Annotated in this window: 19 protein-coding genes and 1 tRNA gene; 16 read left to right on the forward strand and 4 right to left on the reverse strand. The window is 68.0% G+C overall.

Annotated features, from left to right (window positions below; translation table 11 throughout):
* The first annotated feature begins 135 nt into the window (after positions 1-135).
* Together AC1DZY_RS20960 and AC1DZY_RS20965 are read left to right on the forward strand one after the other, a co-directional pair.
* On the forward strand, positions 136-1,428 hold the full coding sequence (locus tag AC1DZY_RS20960; RefSeq protein ID WP_476822166.1) for a TRAP transporter large permease: 1,293 nt from the start codon (positions 136-138) through the stop codon (positions 1,426-1,428).
* 197 nt (positions 1,429-1,625) lie between these two features.
* Positions 1,626-1,702 (forward strand) — tRNA-Arg (locus AC1DZY_RS20965).
* Positions 1,703-1,956: 254 nt separating this feature from the next.
* On the opposite strand, the gene AC1DZY_RS20970 is transcribed toward AC1DZY_RS20965, so the two are convergent.
* Both AC1DZY_RS20970 and AC1DZY_RS20975 read right to left on the reverse strand, forming a co-directional pair.
* Positions 1,957-3,258 (reverse strand): DUF3422 family protein, encoded by a 1,302-nt coding sequence (locus AC1DZY_RS20970; protein WP_476822090.1) that lies wholly within the window; start codon positions 3,256-3,258, stop codon positions 1,957-1,959.
* Positions 3,259-3,680: 422 nt separating this feature from the next.
* Entirely contained in the window at positions 3,681-4,088 is a 408-nt protein-coding gene (locus AC1DZY_RS20975) for a c-type cytochrome (protein WP_476822091.1), read from the reverse strand.
* 258 nt (positions 4,089-4,346) lie between these two features.
* Between AC1DZY_RS20975 and dxs the strand changes: the two genes are divergently transcribed.
* From dxs to AC1DZY_RS21015, 8 genes are all read left to right on the forward strand, one after another.
* Positions 4,347-6,311, forward strand: coding sequence for a 1-deoxy-D-xylulose-5-phosphate synthase (dxs, locus tag AC1DZY_RS20980; RefSeq protein WP_476822092.1), 1,965 nt, complete (start codon positions 4,347-4,349; stop codon positions 6,309-6,311).
* On the forward strand, positions 6,308-7,273 hold the full coding sequence (ispH, locus tag AC1DZY_RS20985; RefSeq protein ID WP_476822093.1) for a 4-hydroxy-3-methylbut-2-enyl diphosphate reductase: 966 nt from the start codon (positions 6,308-6,310) through the stop codon (positions 7,271-7,273). The genes dxs and ispH overlap by 4 nt, the downstream gene beginning before the upstream one ends.
* 254 nt (positions 7,274-7,527) lie before the next feature.
* Positions 7,528-8,472: a magnesium chelatase ATPase subunit I gene (gene bchI, locus AC1DZY_RS20990; protein ID WP_476822167.1), complete on the forward strand. Its 945-nt coding sequence runs from the start codon at positions 7,528-7,530 to the stop codon at positions 8,470-8,472.
* A complete protein-coding gene (locus AC1DZY_RS20995) occupies positions 8,469-10,247 on the forward strand; it encodes a magnesium chelatase subunit D (RefSeq protein WP_476822094.1) in 1,779 nt (592 codons plus the stop codon). The genes bchI and AC1DZY_RS20995 overlap by 4 nt, the downstream gene beginning before the upstream one ends.
* Positions 10,244-11,137, forward strand: coding sequence for an alpha/beta fold hydrolase BchO (gene bchO / locus AC1DZY_RS21000; RefSeq protein ID WP_476822095.1), 894 nt, complete (start codon positions 10,244-10,246; stop codon positions 11,135-11,137). Before AC1DZY_RS20995 ends, bchO begins: the two co-directional genes overlap by 4 nt.
* A complete protein-coding gene (locus AC1DZY_RS21005; RefSeq protein WP_476822096.1) occupies positions 11,131-12,675 on the forward strand; it encodes a phytoene desaturase in 1,545 nt (514 codons plus the stop codon). Before bchO ends, AC1DZY_RS21005 begins: the two co-directional genes overlap by 7 nt.
* The gene (locus AC1DZY_RS21010) at positions 12,656-13,717 is read left to right on the forward strand and encodes a phytoene/squalene synthase family protein (RefSeq protein WP_476822097.1); all 1,062 of its coding nucleotides are present in this window, start codon (positions 12,656-12,658) and stop codon (positions 13,715-13,717) included. The genes AC1DZY_RS21005 and AC1DZY_RS21010 overlap by 20 nt, the downstream gene beginning before the upstream one ends.
* A 34-nt stretch (positions 13,718-13,751) precedes the next feature.
* Entirely contained in the window at positions 13,752-13,898 is a 147-nt protein-coding gene (locus AC1DZY_RS21015) for a hypothetical protein (protein ID WP_476822098.1), read from the forward strand.
* Here the strand turns inward: AC1DZY_RS21015 and AC1DZY_RS21020 are convergent.
* Positions 13,876-14,724, reverse strand: a complete 849-nt coding sequence (locus AC1DZY_RS21020) for a carotenoid 1,2-hydratase (RefSeq protein ID WP_476822099.1) — start codon at positions 14,722-14,724, stop codon at positions 13,876-13,878. The genes AC1DZY_RS21015 and AC1DZY_RS21020 overlap by 23 nt on opposite strands.
* A 20-nt stretch (positions 14,725-14,744) precedes the next feature.
* Positions 14,745-16,283 (reverse strand): 1-hydroxycarotenoid 3,4-desaturase CrtD, encoded by a 1,539-nt coding sequence (crtD, locus tag AC1DZY_RS21025; protein WP_476822100.1) that lies wholly within the window; start codon positions 16,281-16,283, stop codon positions 14,745-14,747.
* Between the two features lie 155 nt (positions 16,284-16,438).
* Between crtD and AC1DZY_RS21030 the strand changes: the two genes are divergently transcribed.
* The 6 genes from AC1DZY_RS21030 to bchZ all read left to right on the forward strand — a co-directional run bounded on the left by AC1DZY_RS21030 (position 16,439) and on the right by bchZ (position 23,533).
* On the forward strand, positions 16,439-17,308 hold the full coding sequence (locus AC1DZY_RS21030; RefSeq protein ID WP_476822101.1) for a polyprenyl synthetase family protein: 870 nt from the start codon (positions 16,439-16,441) through the stop codon (positions 17,306-17,308).
* 35 nt (positions 17,309-17,343) lie between these two features.
* Entirely contained in the window at positions 17,344-18,480 is a 1,137-nt protein-coding gene (locus AC1DZY_RS21035; RefSeq protein WP_476822168.1) for a methyltransferase, read from the forward strand.
* Between the two features lie 109 nt (positions 18,481-18,589).
* On the forward strand, positions 18,590-19,522 hold the full coding sequence (gene bchC / locus AC1DZY_RS21040) for a chlorophyll synthesis pathway protein BchC (protein WP_476822102.1): 933 nt from the start codon (positions 18,590-18,592) through the stop codon (positions 19,520-19,522).
* Positions 19,523-19,563: 41 nt separating this feature from the next.
* Entirely contained in the window at positions 19,564-20,535 is a 972-nt protein-coding gene (locus tag AC1DZY_RS21045) for a chlorophyllide a reductase iron protein subunit X (RefSeq protein ID WP_476822169.1), read from the forward strand.
* 8 nt (positions 20,536-20,543) lie between these two features.
* The gene (bchY, locus tag AC1DZY_RS21050) at positions 20,544-22,082 is read left to right on the forward strand and encodes a chlorophyllide a reductase subunit Y (protein WP_476822103.1); all 1,539 of its coding nucleotides are present in this window, start codon (positions 20,544-20,546) and stop codon (positions 22,080-22,082) included.
* A complete protein-coding gene (bchZ, locus tag AC1DZY_RS21055; RefSeq protein WP_476822104.1) occupies positions 22,082-23,533 on the forward strand; it encodes a chlorophyllide a reductase subunit Z in 1,452 nt (483 codons plus the stop codon). The genes bchY and bchZ overlap by 1 nt, the downstream gene beginning before the upstream one ends.
* Positions 23,534-23,538 lie beyond the last annotated feature (5 nt).

Raw genomic sequence — 23,538 nt, forward strand, 5'->3', positions numbered from 1 at the left:
TCTCTCGTCACCCTGGTCGTGGTCATTGCGGCGGTCACGGCGCTTTTGATGTGGGACAGGCCGGTCAGGCCGCTCGTCACGGGCCTTTCGCAGGCACAGGTCGGCATCGCCTATTTCGTCGCGACGCTCGTCGTGATGTTTTCGGGCATGCCGATCGCTTTCGCGCTCGGCGTCGTCGCGCTGATCTTCATGCTGCTGTTCATGCCGGCGGCGTCCGTCGACACCATCGCGCAGAATTTCTACGAGGAACTAGCCAACGTCATCATTCTGGCGATCCCGCTCTTCATCCTGAAAGGCGCGGCCATCGGCCGCTCGAACGCCGGCAAGGACCTCTATTCGGCCCTGCATGCCTGGCTGCACAGGATTCCCGGCGGGCTCGGCGTCGCCAACACCATCGCCTGCGGTCTCTTCGCCGCCATGGCCGGCTCATCGCCGGCGACCTGCTCCGCCATCGGCTCGGCGGGCATTCCCGAGATGAGGCAACGCGGCTATTCGGGGGGCTTTGCCGCCGGCATCATCGCGGCAGGCGGCACGCTTGGCATCCTGCTGCCGCCGTCGGTGACGATGCTGCTCTATGCCGTTGCCGCCGAGGTCTCGCTCGGCAAGCTGTTCCTTGCCGGCATCGGGCCCGGCCTGCTGCTGATCACGCTGTTCGCGCTCTATTCGGTGCTGCGCTACCGAAAGGAATTCGCGGCGGCGCAGACAATCGAGGCGCAGACCGGCGTCCGCTCGGCGTTGCTGGCGGAGGAGCATTACACGCTCGGCCAGAAGCTGAGGATGATCGCCTGGGTCGCGCCTTTCGTCTCGATCCTGGCGGGCGTCATGGTCGTGCTCTATGCGGGCTGGGCCACGCCCTCGGAGACGGCTGGCGTCGGCGCCGTGCTGGCGCTTATCGTCATCGGTGCGATGTATGGCATCTGGCGGCCCTCGAAGCTGATGCCGATCGTCACTGGAACGCTGCGCGAATCGACGATGCTGCTGATGATCATCGGCATGTCGCTGCTCTACGCGTACGTCATGAGCTATCTTCACATCAGTCAGGCGATGGCTGCCTGGGTGATAGCTCTGTCCCTGTCGAAATGGGTCCTGCTGGCGGCGATCCTGCTCTTCGTGATCGTGCTCGGCTTCTTCCTGCCCCCGGTCTCGATCATTCTGATGACCGCGCCCATCGTGCTGCCGCCCCTCAAGGCCGCCGGGTTCGACCTGATCTGGTTTGGCGTCGTCATGACCATCGTCATGGAGATGGGTTTGATCCACCCGCCGGTGGGGCTCAACATCTTCGTCATCAAGAACATTGCGCCGGATATCCCGCTCTCCGACATCATCTGGGGCACGATGCCTTTTGTCGTGCTGATGTTTATCGCCGTCGTCATCTGCTGCCTGTTTCCCGGACTCGTTACCTGGCTGCCCTCCGTAATGATCAAATAAGCGCAGCTGCGAATCGTCCCAGAAGCTGTTCATGGCCATGCGGCGCGGACCCAACGGCCGATCTGGCGACAAGAGCCACATCCGGGGCACGTCCGGCACGGTTCGAACGGTTGATCCCTGCCGTCTCGTGCGCTTGCTCTTGCGCAAATCCGTCGTTGCCGACCGCCCGGCAATCGGCTATCCACCCCTCACGGATTGCGCCCGTAGCTCAGCTGGATAGAGCGCTGCCCTCCGAAGGCAGAGGTCACACGTTCGAATCGTGTCGGGCGCGCCATTCAATCCTTTGAAATGGTTGGCTTTTTAGGACGCTTCGCGTTGGCGAGGGTTTGGTCGCGCTTTGAAAATTGGCCTGCTGCCGGTTTCGTGGACGGCTACCACATCTGCGTGCAAGTCGGGTCGTATCGAGGAGGGGTGCATCGTGACCTGGGTGCTGTCGTCCCCGCGCGAGTCGGCGCTCGGCCTGTTGCGGCGATGCGGCGTTTTGGCCGGAGAGAGCTTCCCGGTCGTCACGCGTGGGGCTGGGGGGCTCTAACTTTGCCCTTCGCCATGTCTCCCGCGGATGCGCCTGACAGCTGCCCAGACGCTCAGAAGCGCAATTGGCACAAACATCGCGGTCGCGACGCCTGGGTCCAGCGGCAGCACGCCTGCATCCTTGGCGCCCTTGGCCAGATAGCCGAACAGGCTGACGACGTAATAGGCGATTGCCGCGATCGAGAGCCCTTCGACGGTCTGCTGCAGGCGCAATTGCAGACGTGTGCGCTCGTTCATGGCGGCCAGCAGGTCGCGATTCTGCTGTTCGAGAGCGACATCGACCCGGGTGCGCAGCAGATTGGCGGCACGGGCGAGCTTGGTCGAGAGGTCCGCCTGCCGTTCCTGGAGCATCTGGCAGGTGCGCATGGCTGGCGCCATTCGCCGCGCCAAAAAGGCCATGATCGTCGGCCAGCCGGCGAAAGGCGTCTCGCCGATGGCGAGCAGTCGCTGCTGGACGATGGTGTCATAGGCCCGGCTTGCGCCGAAGCGATAATTGGATGACGCAGCCTCCGATTCGAGCCTGGCGGCCAGCGCCGTCATCTCGTCGAGCAGGGCATTGTCGGCCGCCAGCCCGCCTGTCTGCGTCATCGCGCCCGCGATGCGCACAAGCGTTTCCTCCGTGCGCCGGACCGATGGCGCGATGCGCTGCGATTCCGGCAGTCCGAGCAGGGCCAGCGTGCGGTAGGTCTCGACCTCGAGCAGGCGCTGGACGAGAGCACCCGCCCGTGGCGGTGTCAAAGAGCGGTCGCTGACGAGAATGCGCACGAAACCGTCGGCACCGGCGCGGAAATCGGTCGCCACGACGGCCGCGCCATTGTCGACGAGAGAGGCGGCCAGGCTCGACGCGTCGAAGAGCAAATCCTGGACCGAGCCGGGTCCGTCCGTCAGCAGATGCAGATCGACCGAGACGAGGTGGGGGCCGGGTTGCGGCAGGGCGTGCATGCCGTGCGGGAGCGCGCCCGCCACGGGCAGGAAGGGCGTCGGCTGCAGGGACGGCAAGCCCCAGCTATATGTGGTGAATTCGCTGTGCTGCTCCCACCGCAAACTGGTCTCGCCAAGGCGCGTGCGATGGTGCTTGGCGCCCTCGTCGGGCGCGGGCAATCCGCGTTCGGCGCAGAAGCGGGAGAGTGCGTCGCGGTCGGCCGCCGCTTGGCCAGGGTCAGTCAGAAACGCGAAATGCAGAACTCTGTGCGGTGTCTCGATCGGGGCGAAGGGCCTGGCATGGACCTCGCCCAGGATCGCGCCGCGCTCAGGGTGCGGAATCAGCCCGCCGGGCTCGCTATGGCCGTTCGATGTCATGAAGCCCCCTACAATTTGGGCCGTTCAGTCTTCTTCTGATCCAAGCTTGCACCAACTGCGACGTCGCGACCAAATCGTCACCGGGGAAATGGCGCTCGCGCAAGTCAAATCAACCGCGAGTAGGCTGCGCTCGATGAATACGTCGCCCACATGCCGAGCAATGCCTATCGCCGCGTCTGGACGTTGCTACGGCGTGTGGCGCGGGCGGAAGGCCGGTCAGCGCCCAATCACAAGCGGTCCTACCGCAGGGTGAAGGCCCACGGTCTGCTCCTGCAGCGCCATGCCGGCGGTGTCGAGGCGCGCCGTCACGATGGCGGCATCGCCGTCGATCAAGCGGTTCTCCGACGCCGGTGCCGGCATGAGCCTCAATCCCGAAACATTCCTGCTCGCACTGCCCCAAAATCGGGGAGCACGCCGACGATTTACTTCTTTTTCCCGTCCGGGCCGAACTGCTTGAGATAAGCGATCACGTTGGTGATCTGCGTATCGTCTTTGAGACCGGGAAAGGTCATCTTGGTTCCCGGCGTGACGCCGCGCGGATCCTTGATGTAGACGCGGAAATTGTCCTCGTTCCAGATCTTGTCGAGGCCCTTGTAGGCCGCCGAATAGTTATAGCCCTCATGCGTCCCGGCCTTGCGGTTGTCGAACAGGCCGTTCAGCACAGGTCCGACACCGTTCCTGGCGGTCTCGCCGATCTGGTGGCAGGTCCGGCATTGCAGGAATACCTTCTCCCCGGCGGCCGCATCCTGCGCCTGTGCGGTGATGGGGGCGAGCGCCACGGGGGCGAAGGCGAGGAAGCCGGCTGCGACTGCGTAGGCAAGCTGTCTCATGGTGAGAACCTCCTTGGATTTGTTCCAGATCAAGTAGAGCTTCGCCCGGATGGGACAAGGTCTGCTTGACCGCCCGGACGTCACGTTCCCCTCAGCCGGCATTACGGCCTTGCGACATCTCCGCTGTCGGCGCCTTCCGGATCGGGACAGGGCCAACCAAAGCGATTGCATGTCGCGCAACTCCTTCGTAGTGTATCGTCAGCTTGACAGCAATGTGTTAATCAAAATTGACACATCGGCCATGCGATGGGGAGTGGAATGCCCGAGACCCCGATCCTAGACACCGTGACGAGCCCCGCCCGGTTGCGCGATCTGTCGCTGCCGCAGTTGAAACAGCTTGCCGACGAGCTCCGCGCCGAGACGATCGACGCCGTCTCCGTCACTGGCGGGCATCTCGGCGCAGGGCTCGGCGTGGTCGAACTCACGGTCGCGCTGCATCATCTCTTCGATACGCCGCGCGACACGCTGATCTGGGATGTCGGCCACCAGGCCTATCCGCACAAGATCCTGACCGGCCGGCGCGACCGCATCCGCACGCTGCGGCAGGGCGGCGGCCTTTCGGGTTTCACCAAGCGCGAGGAGAGCGAATACGACCCGTTCGGCGCCGCGCATACCTCGACCTCGATCTCCTCGGCGCTGGGCTTTGCCGTCGCGCGCGATCTCAAGAACGAGAGCGGCCATGTCGTGGCGGTGATCGGCGATGGCGCGATGTCGGCGGGCATGGCCTATGAGGCCATGAACAATGCCGGCGCGCTCGGCAAGCGCCTGATCGTGATCCTGAACGACAACGACATGTCGATCGCGCCGCCCGTCGGGGCGCTGTCGGCGCATCTCGCCAAGCTGCTCTCGGGCAAGGCCTATCTGTCGCTGCGCGACCATGGCCGGCAGATCACGAAGAAGCTCGGCAAGAAGCTCGATTCGACGATCACGCGGGCCGTCGAGCATGCGCGCGGCTATCTCACCGGAGGTACGCTGTTCGACCAGCTCGGCTTCTACTATGTCGGTCCAGTCGACGGCCATAATCTCGACCATCTGCTGCCGGTGCTGCGCAATGTCCGCGACGCCGGCAACGGGCCGATCCTCGTCCATGTCGTAACGCAGAAGGGCAAGGGCTATGCCCCGGCCGAGGCGACGGCCGACAAATATCACGCCGTCGTCAAGTTCAACGTCGCGACCGGCGCGCAGGAGAAGGCGGCCTCGAGCGCTCCGTCCTACACCAAGGTCTTCGCGCAGGCGCTGGTGAAGGAAGCCGCCCGCGACGACAGCATCGTCGCGATCACCGCCGCGATGCCGTCTGGCACCGGGCTCGACCTCTTCGCCAGGGCGCATCCGTCGCGCTTTTTCGATGTCGGCATCGCCGAGCAGCATGGCGTGACCTTCGCGGCCGGCCTCGCCTGCCAGGGCTTCAAGCCGTTCTGCGCGATCTACTCGACCTTCCTGCAACGCGCCTACGACCAGATCGTGCACGATGTCGCGCTGCAGAAGCTGCCCGTGCGCTTCGCCATCGACCGGGCCGGACTGGTCGGAGCGGACGGGCCGACCCATGCAGGCGCCTTCGACACCGCCTATCTCGGCTGCCTGCCCGGCTTCGTGCTGATGGCGGCGGGCGACGAGGCCGAACTGGTCCATATGGTCGCGACCGCCCGCGCCCATGACGAGGGCCCGATCGCCTTGCGTTATCCGCGCGGGGACGGCGTCGGTGTCGCCATGCCCGAGATGGGCATGCCGCTCGAGATCGGGCGCGGCCGCATTCTTCGGGAAGGCACCCGCATCGCAATCCTCTCCTACGGCACGCGGCTCGCCGAATGCCTGAAGGCGGCCGAAGCGCTCGATACGCTCGGCCTCTCCACCACCGTTGCCGATGCGCGCTTCGCAAAACCGCTGGATCGCGCCTTGATCCGGCGGCTGGCCCGCAACCACGAGGCCCTGATCACCGTCGAGGAGGGCTCTGTCGGCGGCTTCGGCTCCTTCGTGCTGCATGCGCTTGCCGATGACGGGCTGTTCGAGGCGGGGCTGAAGATCAAGACGCTGGCGCTGCCCGACCGTTTCCAGGACCACGACACGCAACCGCGCATGTATGCGGAGGCCGGGCTCGACGCGGATTCGATCGTGGCGACGGCGATGAGCCTGTGCCGGCCGAGCCAGATCGCCCTGCGCAACGCGACGCTTGGCGCGGCCGCGCTCAGGCTGGTGCCCGCGCCGCTGCACGAGGCCTCGACATGAGCACGGCTGCCGCTCACAGGCGCCCGCTGACGGTGCTTCTGGCGAAGCCGCGCGGCTTCTGCGCCGGAGTGGTCCGCGCCGTCGAGATCGTCGAGCGCGCGGTCGCCCAGGCCGGCGCGCCGGTCTATGTCCGCCACGAGATCGTCCACAACACCCATGTCGTCGAGGGGCTGCGGGCTCAAGGAGCCGTCTTCGTCGGCGAGGTCGACCAGATCCCCGAGGGCTCGACCACGATCTTCTCCGCGCATGGCGTCTCGCGCGGCGTCGAGGCTGCAGCCGCAGCGCGCGGGCTCGACGTCATCGATGCGACCTGCCCTCTGGTCCACAAGGTCCACAATCAGGGCCGGCGCTATGCGCAGATGGGCTATGATGTCGTGCTGATCGGCCATGACGGCCATGCCGAGGTCGAGGGTACGCGAGGGCAGGTCGATGGCCGGCTCCACGTCATTGCGACGGCCGCCGAGGTCGCGGGTCTCGTCGTGCAGGACCAGTCCCGAATCGCCTACATCACCCAGACGACGCTGTCCGTGCAGGACACCCGCGATGTCATCACGGCGTTGAAAGCGCGTTTTCCCGAGGTCGTCGGCCCCGACACCCGCAACATCTGCTATGCGACCCAGAACCGGCAGGCGGCTGTGCAGGCGATGGCCCCGTTCTGCGATCTGATCCTCGTGGTCGGTTCGCGCTCCTCATCCAATTCGAGCCGGCTGCGCGAGGTCGGCGAAATCGCAGGCGTCGAAAGCCATCTGATCGAAGGGCCCGACGCGATCGATCCCGCCTGGTTCGACGAGGTCGACACCGTCGGCTTCACCGCGGGCGCCTCCGCGCCCGAACGCCTGATCCAGGATTCGATCGACCGTTTGCGCGGATTTCGGGCCGTCAACGTCCGCGAGCTCGACGGCGCCGACGAGGAGGTCGTCTTCCGCCTGCCGCAGCGGCTCGCCGAAGCGGTGGCGTCCTGAGCGCCGGGGAGATACGCATGGACGGCCTCGTCGAACCCACCAGCATCATCCCGGAGCTGTCACGCGGCAGCGACCGGGATTCCATCTTCAAGTCGGGAAGGTCGGCCATGGCGTCCGGGTCTTCGTCTGGCCCAAGGCGGAACGGCAGCGCTGCGATCGGAAAAACAAAAACCACCCCAAAGCAGCACGCAGAGACCGCGACGCCCCGCAGGCCCGCCCCCTTCCCGTTCTCGGCGATCGTCGCGCAGGACGAGATGAAGCGGGCGCTGCTGCTGGCGGCGATCGACCCCACCATTGGCGGCGTCCTGATCTTCGGCGATCGCGGCACCGGCAAATCGACCGCGATCCGGGCGCTTGCCGCACTGCTCCCGCCGATGCGCGCCGTCGTCGGCGATCCCTACAACCGCGCGCCGGATGCCGGTGCCAAAAACCAGAAGACGCATCTCGTTCCGGTCCCGGTCGTCGATCTGCCGCTGGGGGCGACCGAGGATCGCGTCGTCGGCGCGCTCGATCTCGAAAAGGCTTTGGCGAGCGGCGAGAAGGCCTTCCAGCCCGGCCTGCTGGCCCGCGCCAATCGCGGCTTCCTCTATATCGACGAGGCCAACCTGCTCGAGGACCATCTCGTCGATGTCCTGCTCGACGTCGCAGCGTCCGGCGAGAACGTCGTCGAGCGCGAGGGCCTGAGCATCCGCCATCCCGCGCGCTTCGTGCTGGTCGGCAGCGGCAATCCGGAAGAGGGCGAACTGCGGCCGCAATTGCTCGATCGTTTCGGCCTCTCCGTCGAGGTGACGACGCCGACCGACCTGCCGACGCGGATCGAGGTGGTGAAGCGGCGAGATGCCTTCGACCGCGATCCCGACGCCTTCATCGCGCAATGGCAGGGCAAGGACGACGCGATCGGCCGCAAGCTGACGGCCGGGCGCAAGCGGCTCGCGACGATCATAACGTCGGATGCGGCGCTGATGCGCGCCGCCGAGCTTTGCCTGCATCTGGGCACCGATGGCCTGCGCGGCGAACTCACGCTGATCCGCGCCGCCCGCGCGCTTGCGGCTCTCGATGGCGAGCGCGAAGTGCTCGACAGCCATATCCGCGCGGTCGCGCCGATGGCGTTGCGTCATCGCCTGCGCCGCAATCCGCTCGACGAGGCCCGCTCGACCGTCCGCGTCGACCGTGCGCTGGACGAAATTTTCGGGCCATGACGGGCGCCGGCGACGCTGCACTGGGGGTCGCGTCGCCTTCGCCCTGGCGGCTGGCCGAACTCGCCGCCGCCATCCTCGCCCTCGACGCCGCCGCAATCGGCGGCCTGACACTGCGCGCGCCGGCAGGCCCGGTGCGGGATGCCTGGCTTGCGCGCCTGACGACATTGCTGGGCGACACGCCGCTTCGCCGCATGCCGTCGACCATCGGCGATGCGCGGCTGCTTGGCGGGCTCGACCTCGCGGCGACGCTTTCAAGCGGCAGGCCCGTCGCCGAGCGCGGACTTCTGGCGGACGCCGATGGCGGCGTCGTGCTGGTGGCGATGGCCGAGCGGCTGAGCCCCGCCACCGCAGCGCGCCTCGCCATGGTGCAGGACGCGGGCGAGGTCCGTATCGAGCGAGACGGCGTGGCGCTGACCCTGCCCGGCCGGTTCGGAATTGTCGCCTTCGACGAGGGCATCGCGCCCGAAGAGCGGCCGCCGGTTGCGCTGACCGACAGGCTGGCGCTTATGCTGGACCTGTCGGATTTGTCGCATCGCGAGATCGAGCCGGCCGGCTTCACGACCGCCGAGATCGAGACGGCGCGCGGCCGGCTGGCCAGCGCGACCATCGACGACCAGGCGATCGAGGCGCTTTGCGCCGCCTGCCTTGCGCTCGGCATCGGCTCGGCCCGCGCCGCGCTCCAGGCCGTCAAGGTCGCGCGCATGATCGCTGCCTTGGCCGGTCGGGATGCGGTGACACAGGAGGATGCGGCGCTGGCGGCCGCGCTCGTCCTCGCGCCGCGCGCAACGCAGATACCGGCGCTGGCCGAGGGCGAGGACACGCCGCCGCCGGAGCACCAGGACGACACGCCATCGCCTGAAGCGGACGACCAGGACAGGCAACAGCCGGCCGATCTCGACGATCTCGTGCTCGAAGCGGCCAAGGCCGCGATCCCCGCCGGGCTGCTGGCGCAGTTGCTGGCGCAGGGCGGCCGGGTCCGCGCCCGGGCGTCGGGGCGGGCCGGCCAGTTCCAGAAGGCGGCGACGCGCGGGCGCATCGTCGGCTCGAAGGCCGGCGAATTGCGCGGAGGGCAGCGTCTCGACGTGGTCGAAACCCTGCGCGCGGCCGCGCCCTGGCAGGTCTTGCGCCGGGCCGAAGCGGGCATGGCGGACAGGCGTGGCATCATCGTCCGCCGTGACGATTTCCGTGTCGCCCGCTACAAACAGCGCAGCGAAACCGCGACGCTCTTCGTCGTTGACGCCTCCGGCTCCTCGGCGCTGCAGCGCCTCGCCGAAGCCAAGGGCGCGGTGCGGCTGCTGCTGGCGGAATGCTATGTCCGCCGCGACGAGGTCGCGCTGATCGCGTTCCGCAAGACGCAAGCCGAGATCATCCTGCCACCGACGCGCTCGCTGGTCGCGGCCGAAAGGGCTCTTGCCGGCCTGCCGGGCGGGGGCGGCACGCCGCTCGCCACCGCGATCGGCGCAGCCGCCGCGCTCGCCGACGCCGTGCGCCGCAAGGGCCGCACCCCGGCGATCGTGTTCATGACCGACGGCCGCGCCAATATCGACCGGGACGGCCAGCCCGGCCGGGCCAAGGCGCAAAGCGATGCACTGGCCGCCGCGCGCGCCCTGCGCGGCGAAGGGCTGATGTCGCTGCTGATCGACACCTCGCCCCAACCGCAGCCGCAGGCCGCCGAGATCGCGGCGGCCATGGGCGGGCGCTACGTGCCGCTGCCGCATGCCGATGCGGCTGGCGTGAGCAGGGTCGTCGGGGCCGCGCTGGCGGTGGCGCGATGACCGCCGCCCTCTCCTGGACCACTGACGGGCGCGATTGGCCCCATCGCGAGGCGAGCCGCTTCGTCACTGCGGGCGGCCTATCCTGGCATGTCCAGATGATGGGCTACGGTCCGCCGCTGCTGCTGCTGCACGGCACCGGCGCCTCGACCCATTCCTGGCGCGACCTGATGCCCCCGCTGGGCGAGCGTTTCAGCGTGATCGCTCCCGATCTGCCCGGCCATGGTTTCACTGAGGCGCCCGACGCCGAGCTGCTCTCGCTGCCGGCGATGGCTCGCGCGCTCGCCGCCTTGCTGGCGGCGCTCGATGTGTCGCCGAAGCTCGTCGTCGGCCATTCCGCCGGGGCGGCGATCGCGATGCGCATGGTCCTGACCAAGGCGATCGCGCCGAAAAACCTGATCAGCCTGAATGGGGCGCTGCTGCCGTTTCGTGGAGTCGCCTCGCAGCTGTTTCCGTCGCTGGCGAAGCTGCTCGTGCTCAACCCTTTCGTGCCGCGCTTCTTCGCCTGGCGGGCGGGCAGCGCTACGGCGGTCGAGCAACTGCTCGAAGGGACCGGCTCGCATCTCGACCGGCGCGGGCTCGAACTCTACCAGCGCCTGTTCTCGAACCGCGTCCATATCGCCTCGACGCTGGCGATGATGGCGAACTGGGATCTGGAGGCGCTCGGGCAAAACTTCGGCAAGCTCGATCTGCCGGTGCTGCTGGTCGTCGGCGCCGGCGACAAGGCGGTGTCGCCGGCCGATGCGCGCGACGTCGCCAGACGCCTGCCGAACGCCCGCATCGAGACGCTGCAGGGCGTGGGCCATCTCGCCCATGAGGAAAAGCCGGACGTGGTCGCGAGGCTGATCCTGGCCGAGGCGCTGTGTGCTGCGGAACTGGTGGCGTCATGCTGACCGAGTTGCAGCCTCCCGGCCTCGGTTCCAGAGCGCCGACGCCTCGGCCGGATGGCCGGCCGCATGCGATCGTGATCGGCTCGGGCTTCGGCGGGCTCGCCGCCGCGATCAGGCTGGGCGCGCGCGGCTACAGGGTCACGGTGCTGGAGCGTCTCGACCAGCCCGGCGGCCGGGCGCGGGTGTTCCGGCAGGACGGCTTCACCTTCGACGCCGGGCCGACCATCGTCACCGCGCCCTTCCTGTTCGAGGAACTCTGGACGCTGTGTGGCCGCCGCATGAGCGACGATGTCGCCCTGACCGCGCTCGACCCGTTCTACCGGCTGTTCTTCGCCGATGGTTCGACGCTGGATTGCTGCGGCGACGATGCGGCGATGCGGGCGCGGATCGCCGCCTTCGCGCCCGGCGATCTCGCAGGCTACGAGGCTTTCCTCAAGGACGCCGAGGCGATCCACGAGGTCGGCTTCGAACAGCTTGCCGACACGCCCTTCAGCACGCTGGCCGATATGCTCAAAGCCCTGCCGGCGATGGCAAGGTTGCGGGCCGACCGCAGCGTCTATGGCCTTGCAGCACGCCATGTCCGCGACGAGCGGCTGCGGAAGGCGTTGAGCTTCCATCCGCTCTTCATCGGCGGGAACCCTTTCGCGGTCACGGCGATCTATGCGCTGGTGATCCATCTCGAACGCAAATACGGCGTCCACTTCGCCCGGGGCGGCACGGGTGCATTGGTGCAAGGCCTGGTCGGGTTGATCGAGGGCCAAGGCTGCATGATCCGCCATGGCGCGGAGGTGTCGCAGATCACGGTCGAGGGCGGTGCGGCCACGGGCGTTAGGCTCAACAATGGCGAGACCCTGACCGCCGATATCGTGGTGTCCAACGCGGACGCCGCCCACACCTATGGCTCATTGCTGGAGGCCCGGCACCGCAAGCGCTGGAGCGATCGCAAGCTCGCCCGCGCCCGCTATTCGATGAGCGTCGTCGTCTGGTATTTCGGCACGAAGCGCCGCTACGCAGACGTGCCGCATCACAGCATCCTGTTTGGACCGCGCTATCGCGGCCTGATCGACGACATCTTCGAAAAGAAGGTGCTGTCCGACGATTTCAGCCTCTATCTGCATCGCCCGACCGCGACCGACCCGACGCTGGCGCCCGCAGGCTGCGACGCCTTCTATGCGCTGGTCCCCGTGCCCAACCTGCAGGGGCAGACCGATTGGGCGGCGGCGGCCGAGCCTTTCCGCCGGCGCATCCAGCAGCGGCTGGAGGAGACGCTGCTGCCGGACCTGGGCGACAGCATCGTGACCTCGCGGCTGATGACGCCGCCCGATTTTCGCGACGACCTGCTCTCCGTCCATGGCGCGGCCTTCGGGCTCGAGCCGCGCCTGCTGCAAAGCGCCTGGTTTCGTCCGCACAACCTCAGCGAGGAGGTCGAGCGGCTTTACCTCGTCGGGGCAGGCACTCATCCCGGAGCGGGCCTGCCCGGCGTGCTCTCCTCGGCAAAGATCCTCGACACGGTGGTGCCCCATGCGACCGAACTCGTCTGACATCGCCGCTGCCGACATGGCCGCCTGCAACCGCCTGCTGCGGGCGGGCTCGAAATCCTTCCATGCCGCCTCGATGCTGCTGCCGCGCGAGACGCGTGGGCCGGCGACCGCGCTCTATGCCTTCTGTCGCCTCGCCGACGACGCGATCGACGATGGTCCGGGCGATCCCGCCACCGTAGCTCTTCTGGAGCGGCGCGTTGCAGCCGCCTATGCCGGTCGGCCCTTCGATCATGCAGCCGATCGCGCTTTTGCCGTGACCGTGCGGCGCTTTGCGCTGCCGCAGGCCGTGCCGCTCGCCCTGATCGAGGGCTTCGCCTGGGATGCCGAGGGCCGGCGCTATGAGACCTTCGAGGATCTGTGCGATTACGCCGCCCGCGTCGCCGGCTCCGTCGGCGTGATGATGACCACGGTGATGGAGCGCAGGCATCCGCAGGTGTTGGCGCGGGCAGCCGATCTCGGCGTCGCCATGCAGCTGACCAACATCGCCCGCGATGTCGGCGAGGATGCACGCAAGGGCAGGCTTTATCTGCCGCTCGCCTGGCTGCGCGAGGCCGGCATCGACCCCGATGCTTTCCTGGCGAATCCGGACTTCACACCGGCCCTGGCCGGTATCGTCGCGCGCCTGCTCGACGAGGCCGCGCAGCTCTATGCCCGCGCCGACGCCGGCATCGCGCAGCTTCCGGTCGGTTGTCGCGCCGGCATCCGGGCGGCGCGGCTGATCTATGCCGAGATTGGCCACGAGGTTGTCCGCGCTGGCCATGATTCCGTGTCGCGGCGCGCCGTCGTGAGCAAGCGCCGCAAGCTCGCGCTGCTGGCGCGTGCGCTCGTCGCCGGTGCGTCCGATGCGGCCAGGCTGATACTGCCGCCGCTGCCGGCCAATGCCTGGCTCGTCGCGGCCGTGGCGGAGATGCCGCATCCGCTGCGGATGCCGGAGCGTAGCCGGAGCGTGCCGTGGTGGAACCTGACCGGCCGCGCCACCGGGGTGATCGAGACGTTCGAGCGACTCGGCCGTGTCGAGCGCGGGCTGATCCGCGGTCCGTGACAGCTTGCCGGAGAAACCGATGCCGTCGACTTGGATGTTCATCGCCGAGATCACGCTGACGCTTGGCGTCGCGCTTGGCTTCGGGTTCTGGCAGCTCTGGGATCTGAGGCGCGAGAAGGTCAAGGATGCAGCGAAGGCGGCCGCAAAAGAAGGTCGTTCTACCCCCTCCGCGGCATCCTGAACGGCAGCATCGCCTGCACCACCGGGCTGGCGAAGCGGTCGAGCGACAGGCTCTCATGCATGGCCAAAACCGGTTCGCCGTCGAGATGCGTTGATACCAGCGAGCGCGCGTAGAACGGCGTATCTTCCAGCGTCTCGACGAGCGCGGCAGGCCGGCCGGCGTCGCTGCGTGTCTCGCGCGCGATCCGCCAGCCGCTCCGACGCAAGCCCGAAACGGGCGGCGGCGCGATCGTCGCGGCCACGCCCGCACCATCGAAGCGCCAGCCGAGATCGAAACGCGAACCGTCGCGCCTTTTCCCGCCATAGAGCACGGCCGCGCCGTCCCGCGTTGCAGCGCGCGACCAGTGCCAGTCGCGAAACCCTTCCGCGATCGGCGCGTCGCCCTGGTTCATGTCGAGATAGCCCGGCCCGCGCCAGCTCAGCCTGGGTTCGGAAAGCTCGACCTCCACGGTCGAGAGCGGCGCGATCGGCCACCAGCGATGATCTCCCTGCGCGTTCAGCGTGACGACATGGTCGGTCACGGCGCGCGGCGTCACCCGCACGGTTCCCCGGACGCGGCGCGGCAGCGGCAGGGGCATGCCGATCTCGTCGATCGCGATGGTCAGCGCATCGCCGTCCCAGTGCAGGGCGCTGGGGCCTATGGCGAAATGCTCTGGTGAGATGGCGACATGCCGGCGGCCGCGCTCGGTCATCGTCCAGCGCCGCGCGCCCGGCCCGTAGAGCGCGACGTTCAGCGCGCAATGGTTCATCGGGTCGGCTGCTCCGCGCTTGCGCGCCATGGCGTAGTAGGGCGAGAACACGCTGCCGATGAAGGCGATGATGCTCAACCCGAAACTGCCGTCCTCGCTCAAGGCATCGACATACCACCAGGCATAGCCGCCGGGCGGGACCGCGACGTCGAAGCGAGGTCCGCCAGCACGGCCTGCGCGGCCAGCATTCCCGACAGTGCCACCATCGGCACGCCCGGCCCCGGATGCACGCTGCCCCCCGCCCAGTACAGCCCCGGCAGCCGCGCGCGCGAGCCCGGTCTGGCAAAGCTCGCCATCGCGCCATGGGTCGCCCGCCCATAGAGTGCTCCGCCCGTCGCCGGGAAGAGCCGCTCCCAATCGGCCGGCTGCGTCGTCGTCACATGGTCCGCCCTGAGGCTGATCTGCAGACCGCACGACGCCAGCCGCGACAGGGTCGTTTTGAGACATTGCTCGCTCTCCGTGGTCGGCAGGGGGCCATGGTCGCCGGTCGGCGGCGCGTTGACGAGGATCAGCAGCCGCTCCGGGCCATCGGGCGCATGGCTGGCATCATCCCGGTCCTGCGCGCAGACATAGATCGTCGGTTCGGCCGGGAGCTTGCCGTGGCGAAAGATTGCATCGAACTCGGCGCGATAGTCGCGGCTGAAGAAGACGTTGTGCCGTTCCAGCGGAAAGCCGGAGGTTTCGGCGACGACCGACCATGTCAGCGCCGAAAGCGAGCGCTCGCCCGGGCGCGTCGGCGGCGCGTAGGGCGCGGCGTCACGGCCGAGCCCGCCCGTGGCGATGGCGTTCACGTCGGCATTGCTGATGACGGCGTCGGCGAAGATGGTCTCGCCATGGGCGAGGCGCACGCCGACGGCATGGCCGCCCGCCACCAGAATCTCGTCGACCGGCTCGCCATAGCGCAGCGTCGCGCCCTTGTCCCGCGCCAACCGCGCCAGCGCCAGCGCGAGGCGATGCATGCCGCCATCGACCAGCCAGACGCCCTGCTGCTCGACATGGGCGACGAGCATCAGCGTGGCCGGCGCGGCGAAGGGCGAGGAGCCGCAATAGGTCGCGTAGCGCCCGAAGAGCTGGCGCAGGCGCTGATCCTGGAACGCTTTTCCGAGCGCGTCCCACATCGTGCCGAAGGGACTCGTCGCCCAGAGCTTGCCGAGACCCGAGAAGCCCGCCTGCCGCACCAGCCCGAGGGGGGTTGGCCGCTCGCAGGTCATGAAGTTGTCCTTCAGCGCGTCATGGATGCCGCAGGCCTGCGCGCAGAAGGCGATGTAGTTGCGGCCCTCGGCCGGGCCTGCGAAAGCGGCGACCGCATCAGCGGATGCCTTGCGGTCGGCAAACAGATCGAGCCGCTGCGTCTCGCTCCAGGCATGGCGCGCCAGCGTCGCAAGGGGGGCGAGCGTGACATGGTCGTCGAGTCGCGCGCCGACCCGGTCGAAGATCGCGTCGAAGACCCAGCGCATCGTCAGCACGGTCGGGCCCGCATCGAGCCGGCGATGGGCCACCATGACCTCGCGCATCTTGCCGCCGGGCGCATCGGCCTTCTCGACCAGCGTCACGTCGAGACCGCGAGCCGCCAGCAGCAGGCCCGCCACGAGCCCGCCGATGCCGGCGCCGATCACCACGATGCGCTCCGCTGCCACGAGTCAGGCGATCCCGATGAGTGATTGACTTCGCGAATTCATGTGTCCAATCTAGTTTACACAAAGAGTGACAATGCGAAAGAACGTTCGCACTCGCAAGCCTCCGAGATCGCAAGACCCGTTATCGCAGACGCTCAATCCCGCAGGAGATGACGATGGACGCCGGCCCACGCATCGAACAGACCCTGGACGACTGCCTCGCGATCTCGGAGCGTCAAGGCTGTCCGCCGCTGCTGGCGCAGGCCATGCGCTATTCGGTGTTTCCCGGCGGCGCGCGCATCCGGCCACGCCTGGCGCTGGCGGTGGCGAGGGCCTGTGGCGACAGCCAGCCGGCCATGGCCAGTGCTGCGGCGGCCGCGATCGAATTCCTGCACTGCGCCTCGCTCGTCCATGACGATCTGCCCTGTTTCGACGATGCCGATTTGCGGCGCGGCAAACCCTCGGCTCACAAGGCTTATGGCGAGCCGCTAGCCGTGCTGGCGGGCGATGCCCTCATCGTGCTCGCCTTCGAGACGCTCGCCGAGGCTGGCGCGCGCCAGCCGCAGCGGCTCAGCGCTCTCGTGCGCGTCGTCGGCGCCGCCGTCGGCAGCCGTGGCGGCATCGTCGCCGGGCAGGCCTGGGAATCGGAGGCCGCGATCGACTGCGCGCGCTATCACCAGGCCAAAACCGGCGCGCTTTTCGCCGGCGCGACCATGGCCGGCGCGGCCGCGGCCGGCGTCGCGCATCAGGACTGGCGCTGGCTTGGCGAGAAGCTCGGCGAAGCCTTTCAGATCGCCGACGACATCCGCGATGTCGCCTCGACGCCGGAAGAACTCGGCAAGCCCTGCGGTCAGGACGCCGCGCACTTTCGCCCGAACTATGCGCTGGAGCATGGGCTGGGCCCCGCCATCGCCCATCTCGACGAACTGGTGCGGGAGGCGATCGATTCGATCCCGGCCTGCCCGGGCCGGGCGGAACTGGGCACGCTGATCGGCCTGACCGCGAAAAGCTTCCTGCCGGAAAGCCTGCAGCGCAGGGCGGCGTGAAACTCGATCGAATTGCAGGGGATCCCTCTCGATTTATCGAGCCCGGCGCTGCTCGCTCCCGCTCCATCCGTGACCGTCTCGCGGCACTGCGCAACAGCCTCGTCGCCAGCCCGCGTTTTCAGCGCTTCGCCGCCGCCTTTCCGTTGGCGCGACCGATCGCCGAGCGGCAATCGCAGGCGCTGTTCGATCTCTGCGCCGGCTTCGTCTATGCGCAGGTGCTGGCGGCTTGCGTGAAGCTCGACCTGTTTGGTCTGCTGGAGCGCGAACCGCAGACCCCGGCCGAGCTCGCGCCTCGCCTGGCCATGACCGAGGCCGCCACCGAGCGACTGCTCAAGGCGGCCGTCGCGCTGAAGCTGCTGGAGCGCAGAAGTGGCGGCCGCTACGGCCTCGCCATGCTGGGCGCCGCGCTGATCGGCAATCCCGGCGTCGGCGCCATGATCGCCCACCATCACCTGCTTTATGCCGATCTGGCCGACCCGGTCGCGCTGCTGCGCGGCGAAAGTGGACCGACCGGGCTTTCCCGCTTCTGGTCCTATGCGACCGCAAGCGACCCGGCCGCCGGCCCCGCCGACGAGAGCGCCGCCTACAGCGCGCTGATGGCCGGTTCGCAGCATCTCGTCGCCGACGACATCCTCGCCGCCTATGATGTCAGCCGCCACCAGCGCATTCTCGACATTGGCGGCGGCGACGGCAGCTTCCTGAGCAACCTCGCCCGCCATGTCCCCGGCCCCCGGCTCGCTCTGTTCGATCTGCCGGCCGTGGCTGAGCGGGCGCAGGGGCGCTTCGAGGCCGAAGGCCTGGCTGGACGCGCCGTAGCCATCGGCGGCGACATGCACAGGGGCGCGTTGCCCGGAGATGCCGATCTCGTGACGTTGGTGCGCGTGCTGCACGACCATGACGACGATGCGGTGCGCGGGCTGCTCGCACGGATTCGTCAGGCGATGCCGCAGGGCGCGACTCTGCTGGTCGCCGAGCCGATGGCGGGGCTGCCCGGCACTGAGCGCATAGCCGACGCCTATTTCGGCTTCTACCTGCTCGCCATGGGCAGCGGACGGGCGCGGACCCCCGCCGAACTGACCGGAATGCTGGCCGAAGCCGGCTTTGCCGACATCCGCAGCCTGCGCACCCGCCGGCCGCTGATGACGGCGGCGATGGCCGCGCGCGCAGCATGACACAAAGAGTGTAAGTTCAAATTGACATCTAGGATCGTTCATCTAACTTGACAGTCAGGTGACAGGGGCCGCGCGCATTGTGGCGGATTCCCGGCTTGAGAGTGCTCCGATGCAAGCGCTTGCCGTCCTTGTCGAAAGACCCGAGCACCTGGTGCTCAGCCAGTTGGAGCTGGTCGTGCCGGGCGACGCCGACGTCGTCGTCGCAACCGAGTGGAGCGGCATTTCGACAGGCACCGAGCGTCTGTTCTGGACCGGCCGCATGCCGCCCTTTCCGGGCATGGGCTATCCGCTGGTGCCGGGCTACGAATCGGTCGGCCGCATCGTGCAGGCCGGATCGCATTCGGGCCGCACGGTCGGCGAGCGTGTCTTCGTTCCCGGTTCGCGCGGCTTCAAGGACGCACGCGGGCTGTTTGGCGGCGCGGCCTCCCGTCTGGTCGTTCCCGGCGTGAAGGCGATCGTGATTCCCGAGCAGCTCGGCCGGTCCGGCGTGCTGCTCGCCTTGGCCGCAACCGCTCGCCACGCGCTCGCGGGAACGGCTTTGCCGGATCTGATCGTCGGACACGGCGTGCTCGGCCGGCTGCTGGCGCGGATCGCGGTAGCGCAAGGCGCGAACCCGGTCGTCTGGGAGACCAATCCGCAGCGCGCCACTGGCGCCGAAGGCTATGAGGTCGTCGCGCCGGAGGCCGATAGCCGCAATGACTACCGCGCGATCTACGATGTCAGCGGCGACGCTTCGCTTCTGGACGCGCTGATCGGCCGGCTCGCGCCTGGCGGCGAAGTCGTTCTGGCCGGCTTCTACGACAAGCCGATCTCCTTTGCGTTTCCGCCTGCCTTCATGCGCGAGGCGCGGCTGCGCATCGCGGCTGAATGGAAGCCCGCCGATCTCGATGCCGTCACGATGATGCTGGCGCAAGGCGCGCTCTCGCTCGACGGCCTCATCACCCATAGTGCGCCGGCCAACGACGCGCCGCAGGCCTACCGCACCGCCTTCGGCGATCCGCTTTGCCTCAAGATGATCCTGGATTGGAGAGCCTGCTCGTGAACATCCAGATCAGAAATCCCGTTCCTTCTCCCGCTGCGGCCATGGCGGCGCGCCTGCGCGAGGAAGCGGCCCAACCGCAGGACGAGATCGTCACAACCGCGCCGACCAAGGAGACGCAGATCATCGCGATCTACGGCAAGGGCGGCATCGGCAAGTCGTTTACGCTCGCCAATCTCAGCTACATGATGGCCCAGCAGGGCAAGAAGGTCCTGCTGATCGGCTGCGACCCGAAATCCGACACGACCTCGCTCCTGTTCGGCGGCAAGGCCTGCCCGACCATCATCGAGACCTCCTCGCGCAAGAAGGCCGCGGGCGAGGACGTCAAGATCGGCGATGTCTGCTTCAAGCGCGACGGCGTCTACGCCATGGAGCTTGGCGGCCCCGAGGTCGGGCGCGGCTGCGGCGGGCGCGGCATCATCCACGGCTTCGAACTGCTGGAGAAGCTCGGCTTCCATGACTGGGGCTTCGATTTCGTCCTGCTCGACTTCCTCGGCGACGTCGTTTGCGGCGGCTTCGGTCTGCCGATCGCCCGCGACATGTGCCAGAAGGTCATCGTCGTCGGTTCCAACGACCTGCAGTCTCTTTATGTGGCTAACAACGTCTGCTCGGCGGTGGAGTATTTCCGCAAGCTCGGCGGCAATGTCGGCGTCGCCGGCATGGTCATCAACAAGGATGACGGCACCGGCGAGGCGCAGGCTTTCTGCGACAAGGTCGGCATTCCCGTTCTGGCCGCGATTCCCGCCAATGACGACATCCGCCGCAAGAGCGCAAATTACGAGATCGTCGGCCGGCCGGGCGACATGTGGGCACCGCTGTTCGAGGAGCTAGGGCTCAACGTCGCTCTGTCGCCGCCGGTGCGGCCGACGCCGCTGACGCAGGACGGGCTGCTCGGCCTTTTCTCCAGCGAGACGACCGGCCGCAACGTCGTGCTGGTGCCCGCCACGCTGGAGGACATGTGCGGACCCTCGGCGATCAAGAAGGCGACCCTCGAAGTCGTCTACGACCAGGTCTGAGCGCCATCATGACCGTGCACCAGCCCTTGCCCGACGCCGCTTCCGCCCCCGCGATCAACGCGGCGGCGACGCAGGGCGACGGCCTCGGTTGCCATTCCGGCAAGGACGCCATGCGCGCTGCCGCGGCAGCCGCCGGCAACAGCGAGATGCTGGCTCAGTTCGCCAAGGACTATCCGCTCGGCCCCCACGACAAGCCCCAGAGCATGTGCCCGGCCTTCGGCTCGCTTCGCGTCGGCCTGCGTATGCGTCGGACCGCGACCGTGCTCTCGGGCTCGGCCTGCTGCGTCTACGGGCTGACCTTCACCTCGCATTTCTACGGCGCGCGCCGCTCGGTCGGCTATGTCCCGTTCAATTCGGAGACCTTGGTCACCGGCAAGCTGTTCGAGGACATCCGCGAGGCGGTGTTCAAGCTCGCCGATCCCGATCTCTACGACACCATCGTCGTCACCAATCTCTGCGTCCCCTCGGCGTCGGGCGTGCCGCTGCGGCTCCTGCCCAAGGAGATCAACGGCGTCCGCATCATCGGCATCGACGTGCCGGGTTTTGGCGTGCCGACTCATGCCGAAGCCAAGGACGTGCTCGCCGGCGCGATGCTGTCCTACGCCCGCAAGGAGGCCGAAACTGGCCCGGTCCAGGCCCCGCGCGCCGGCAAGGCGCAGAAGCCCACGGTCACCCTGCTCGGCGAGATGTTCCCGGCCGATCCGGTCGGCATCGGCATGATGCTGGAGCCGCTCGGGCTGGCGGCCGGCCCGGTCGTGCCGACGCGCGAATGGCGCGAGCTTTATGCGGCGCTGGACTGCGCGGTCGTCGCGGCGATCCACCCCTTCTACACGGCTTCCATCCGCGAATTCGAGGCGGCGGGCCGCAGTGTCGTCGGCTCCGGCCCCGTCGGCGTCGACGGCACGGCCGCATGGCTTTCTGCCATCGGCAACGCCTGCGGCGTTCCCGCTCCGCTGGTCGAATCGGCCCAGAACAGGCTGCTGCCGGCGATCAAGGGGGCGCTGTCGGCAATGCCGATCAAGGGCCGGATCACGCTGTCGGGCTATGAGGGTTCGGAACTGCTGGTGGCGCGGCTGCTCGTCGAGAGCGGCGCGGATCTGCGCTATGTCGGCACGGCCTGCCCGCGCACGCCCTGGTCGGAAGCCGACCGCGAATGGCTCGCGTCCAAGGGCGTGATGGTCAACTACCGCGCGACGCTCGAGCAGGATCTCGCGGCGATGCAGGAGTTTGAGCCAGATCTGGCCATCGGCACGACGCCCGTGGTGCAGAAGGCCAAGCAGCTCGGCATTCCCGGCCTCTATTTCACCAACCTGATCTCGGCCCGGCCGTTGTTTGGGCCGGCGGGCGCCGGTTCGCTGGCGCAGGTCGTCAACGCCGCCATCGGCAACAAGAGCCGCATGGACACGATGAAGGCCTTCTTCGCCGGCGTCGGCGAGGGCGACACGGCCGGCACCTGGCAGGATACCCCCAAGCTCTATCCGGATTTCCGCGAAAAATTCGCAAGGCGGGCCGCCAAGGCGAAGGCGATCGCCGAGGAGATTCCGTGATGCTGATCCAGGATCACGATCGCGCCGGCGGTTATTGGGGGGCGGTCTACGTCTTCTGCGCCATCAAGGGGCTGCAGGTCGTCATCGACGGTCCCGTCGGCTGCGAGAACCTGCCGGTGACGTCGGTGCTGCACTACACCGATGCTTTGCCGCCTCATGAACTGCCGATCGTGGTCACGGGCCTCGCCGAGGAAGAGCTCGGCCAGCACGGCACCGAGGGCGCGATGAAGCGCGCCAACGCCGTGCTCGATCCGCATCTGCCCAGCGTCGTGGTCACCGGCTCGATCGCCGAGATGATCGGCGGCGGTGTCACGCCGGAAGGCACCAACATCCAGCGCTTCCTGCCGCGCACCATCGACGAGGACCAGTGGCAATGCGCCGACCGGGCGCTGTTCTGGCTCTGGAGCGAATACGGCGCCAAGCGCGGCATCGTTCCCAAGGCCAAGCCCCGCAAGGAGGGCGCCAGGCCGAAGGTCAACATCATCGGCCCGGCCTATGGCATGTTCAACATGCCCTCCGATCTCGCCGAAGTGCGCCGCCTGATCGAGGGCATCGGCGCGGAGGTCCACATGACCTTCCCACTCGGCTCGCATCTCGCCGAGGTGCAGCGACTGGCCGATGCCGAGGTCAATGTCTGCCTCTATCGCGAATACGGCCGGCTGCTCTGCGAAGCGCTCGACCGGCCTTATCTGCAGGCGCCGATCGGCCTGCACTCGACCACGGCCTTCCTGCGCTCGCTCGGCGAACTGCTCGGGCTTGATCCCGAGCCTTTCATCGAACGTGAGAAGCACACCACGATCAAGCCGCTCTGGGATCTCTGGCGCTCGGTGACGCAGGATTTCTTCGGCACCGCCTCCTTCGCCATCGTCGCCAACGAGACCTATGCGAGAGGGATCAGGCATTTCCTCGAAGACGAGATGGGCCTGCCCTGCACGCTCGCGGTTTCCCGTTGCGCCGGCACGAAATCCGACAACGACGCGGTCCGCGCCTCGCTGAAGGACAAGCCGCCGCTGGTCGTGTTCGGTTCGTTCAACGAGCGCATGTATATGGCCGAGGCCGGCGGGCGCGGCGTCTATATCCCCGCCTCCTTCCCCGGTGCCGTGATCCGGCGGCACACCGGCACGCCATTCATGGGCTATTCCGGCGCGACTTACCTCGTCCAGGAAGTCTGCAACGCGCTCTTCGACGCGCTCTTCCACATCCTGCCGCTGGCGACGCAGATGGATGCCGTCGAGGCGACGCCGTCGCGGCTGCATCGCGAGTTGCCCTGGTCGGACGAGGCAAAAGCCCTGCTCGACGCGATCCTCGAAAAGCAGCCGGTGCTGGTGCGGATTTCCGCCGCCAAGCGGATGCGCGACGCAGCCGAAGCCAGGGCTCGCCATGATGGCGACGAGCGCGTCCAGCCCGGCCATCTCGACAGCACCAGATCCCGCGAAGGAGCGTTCGCATGAGCGCC

Source organism: Allobosea sp. P2_A10 (genome assembly GCF_056405115.1).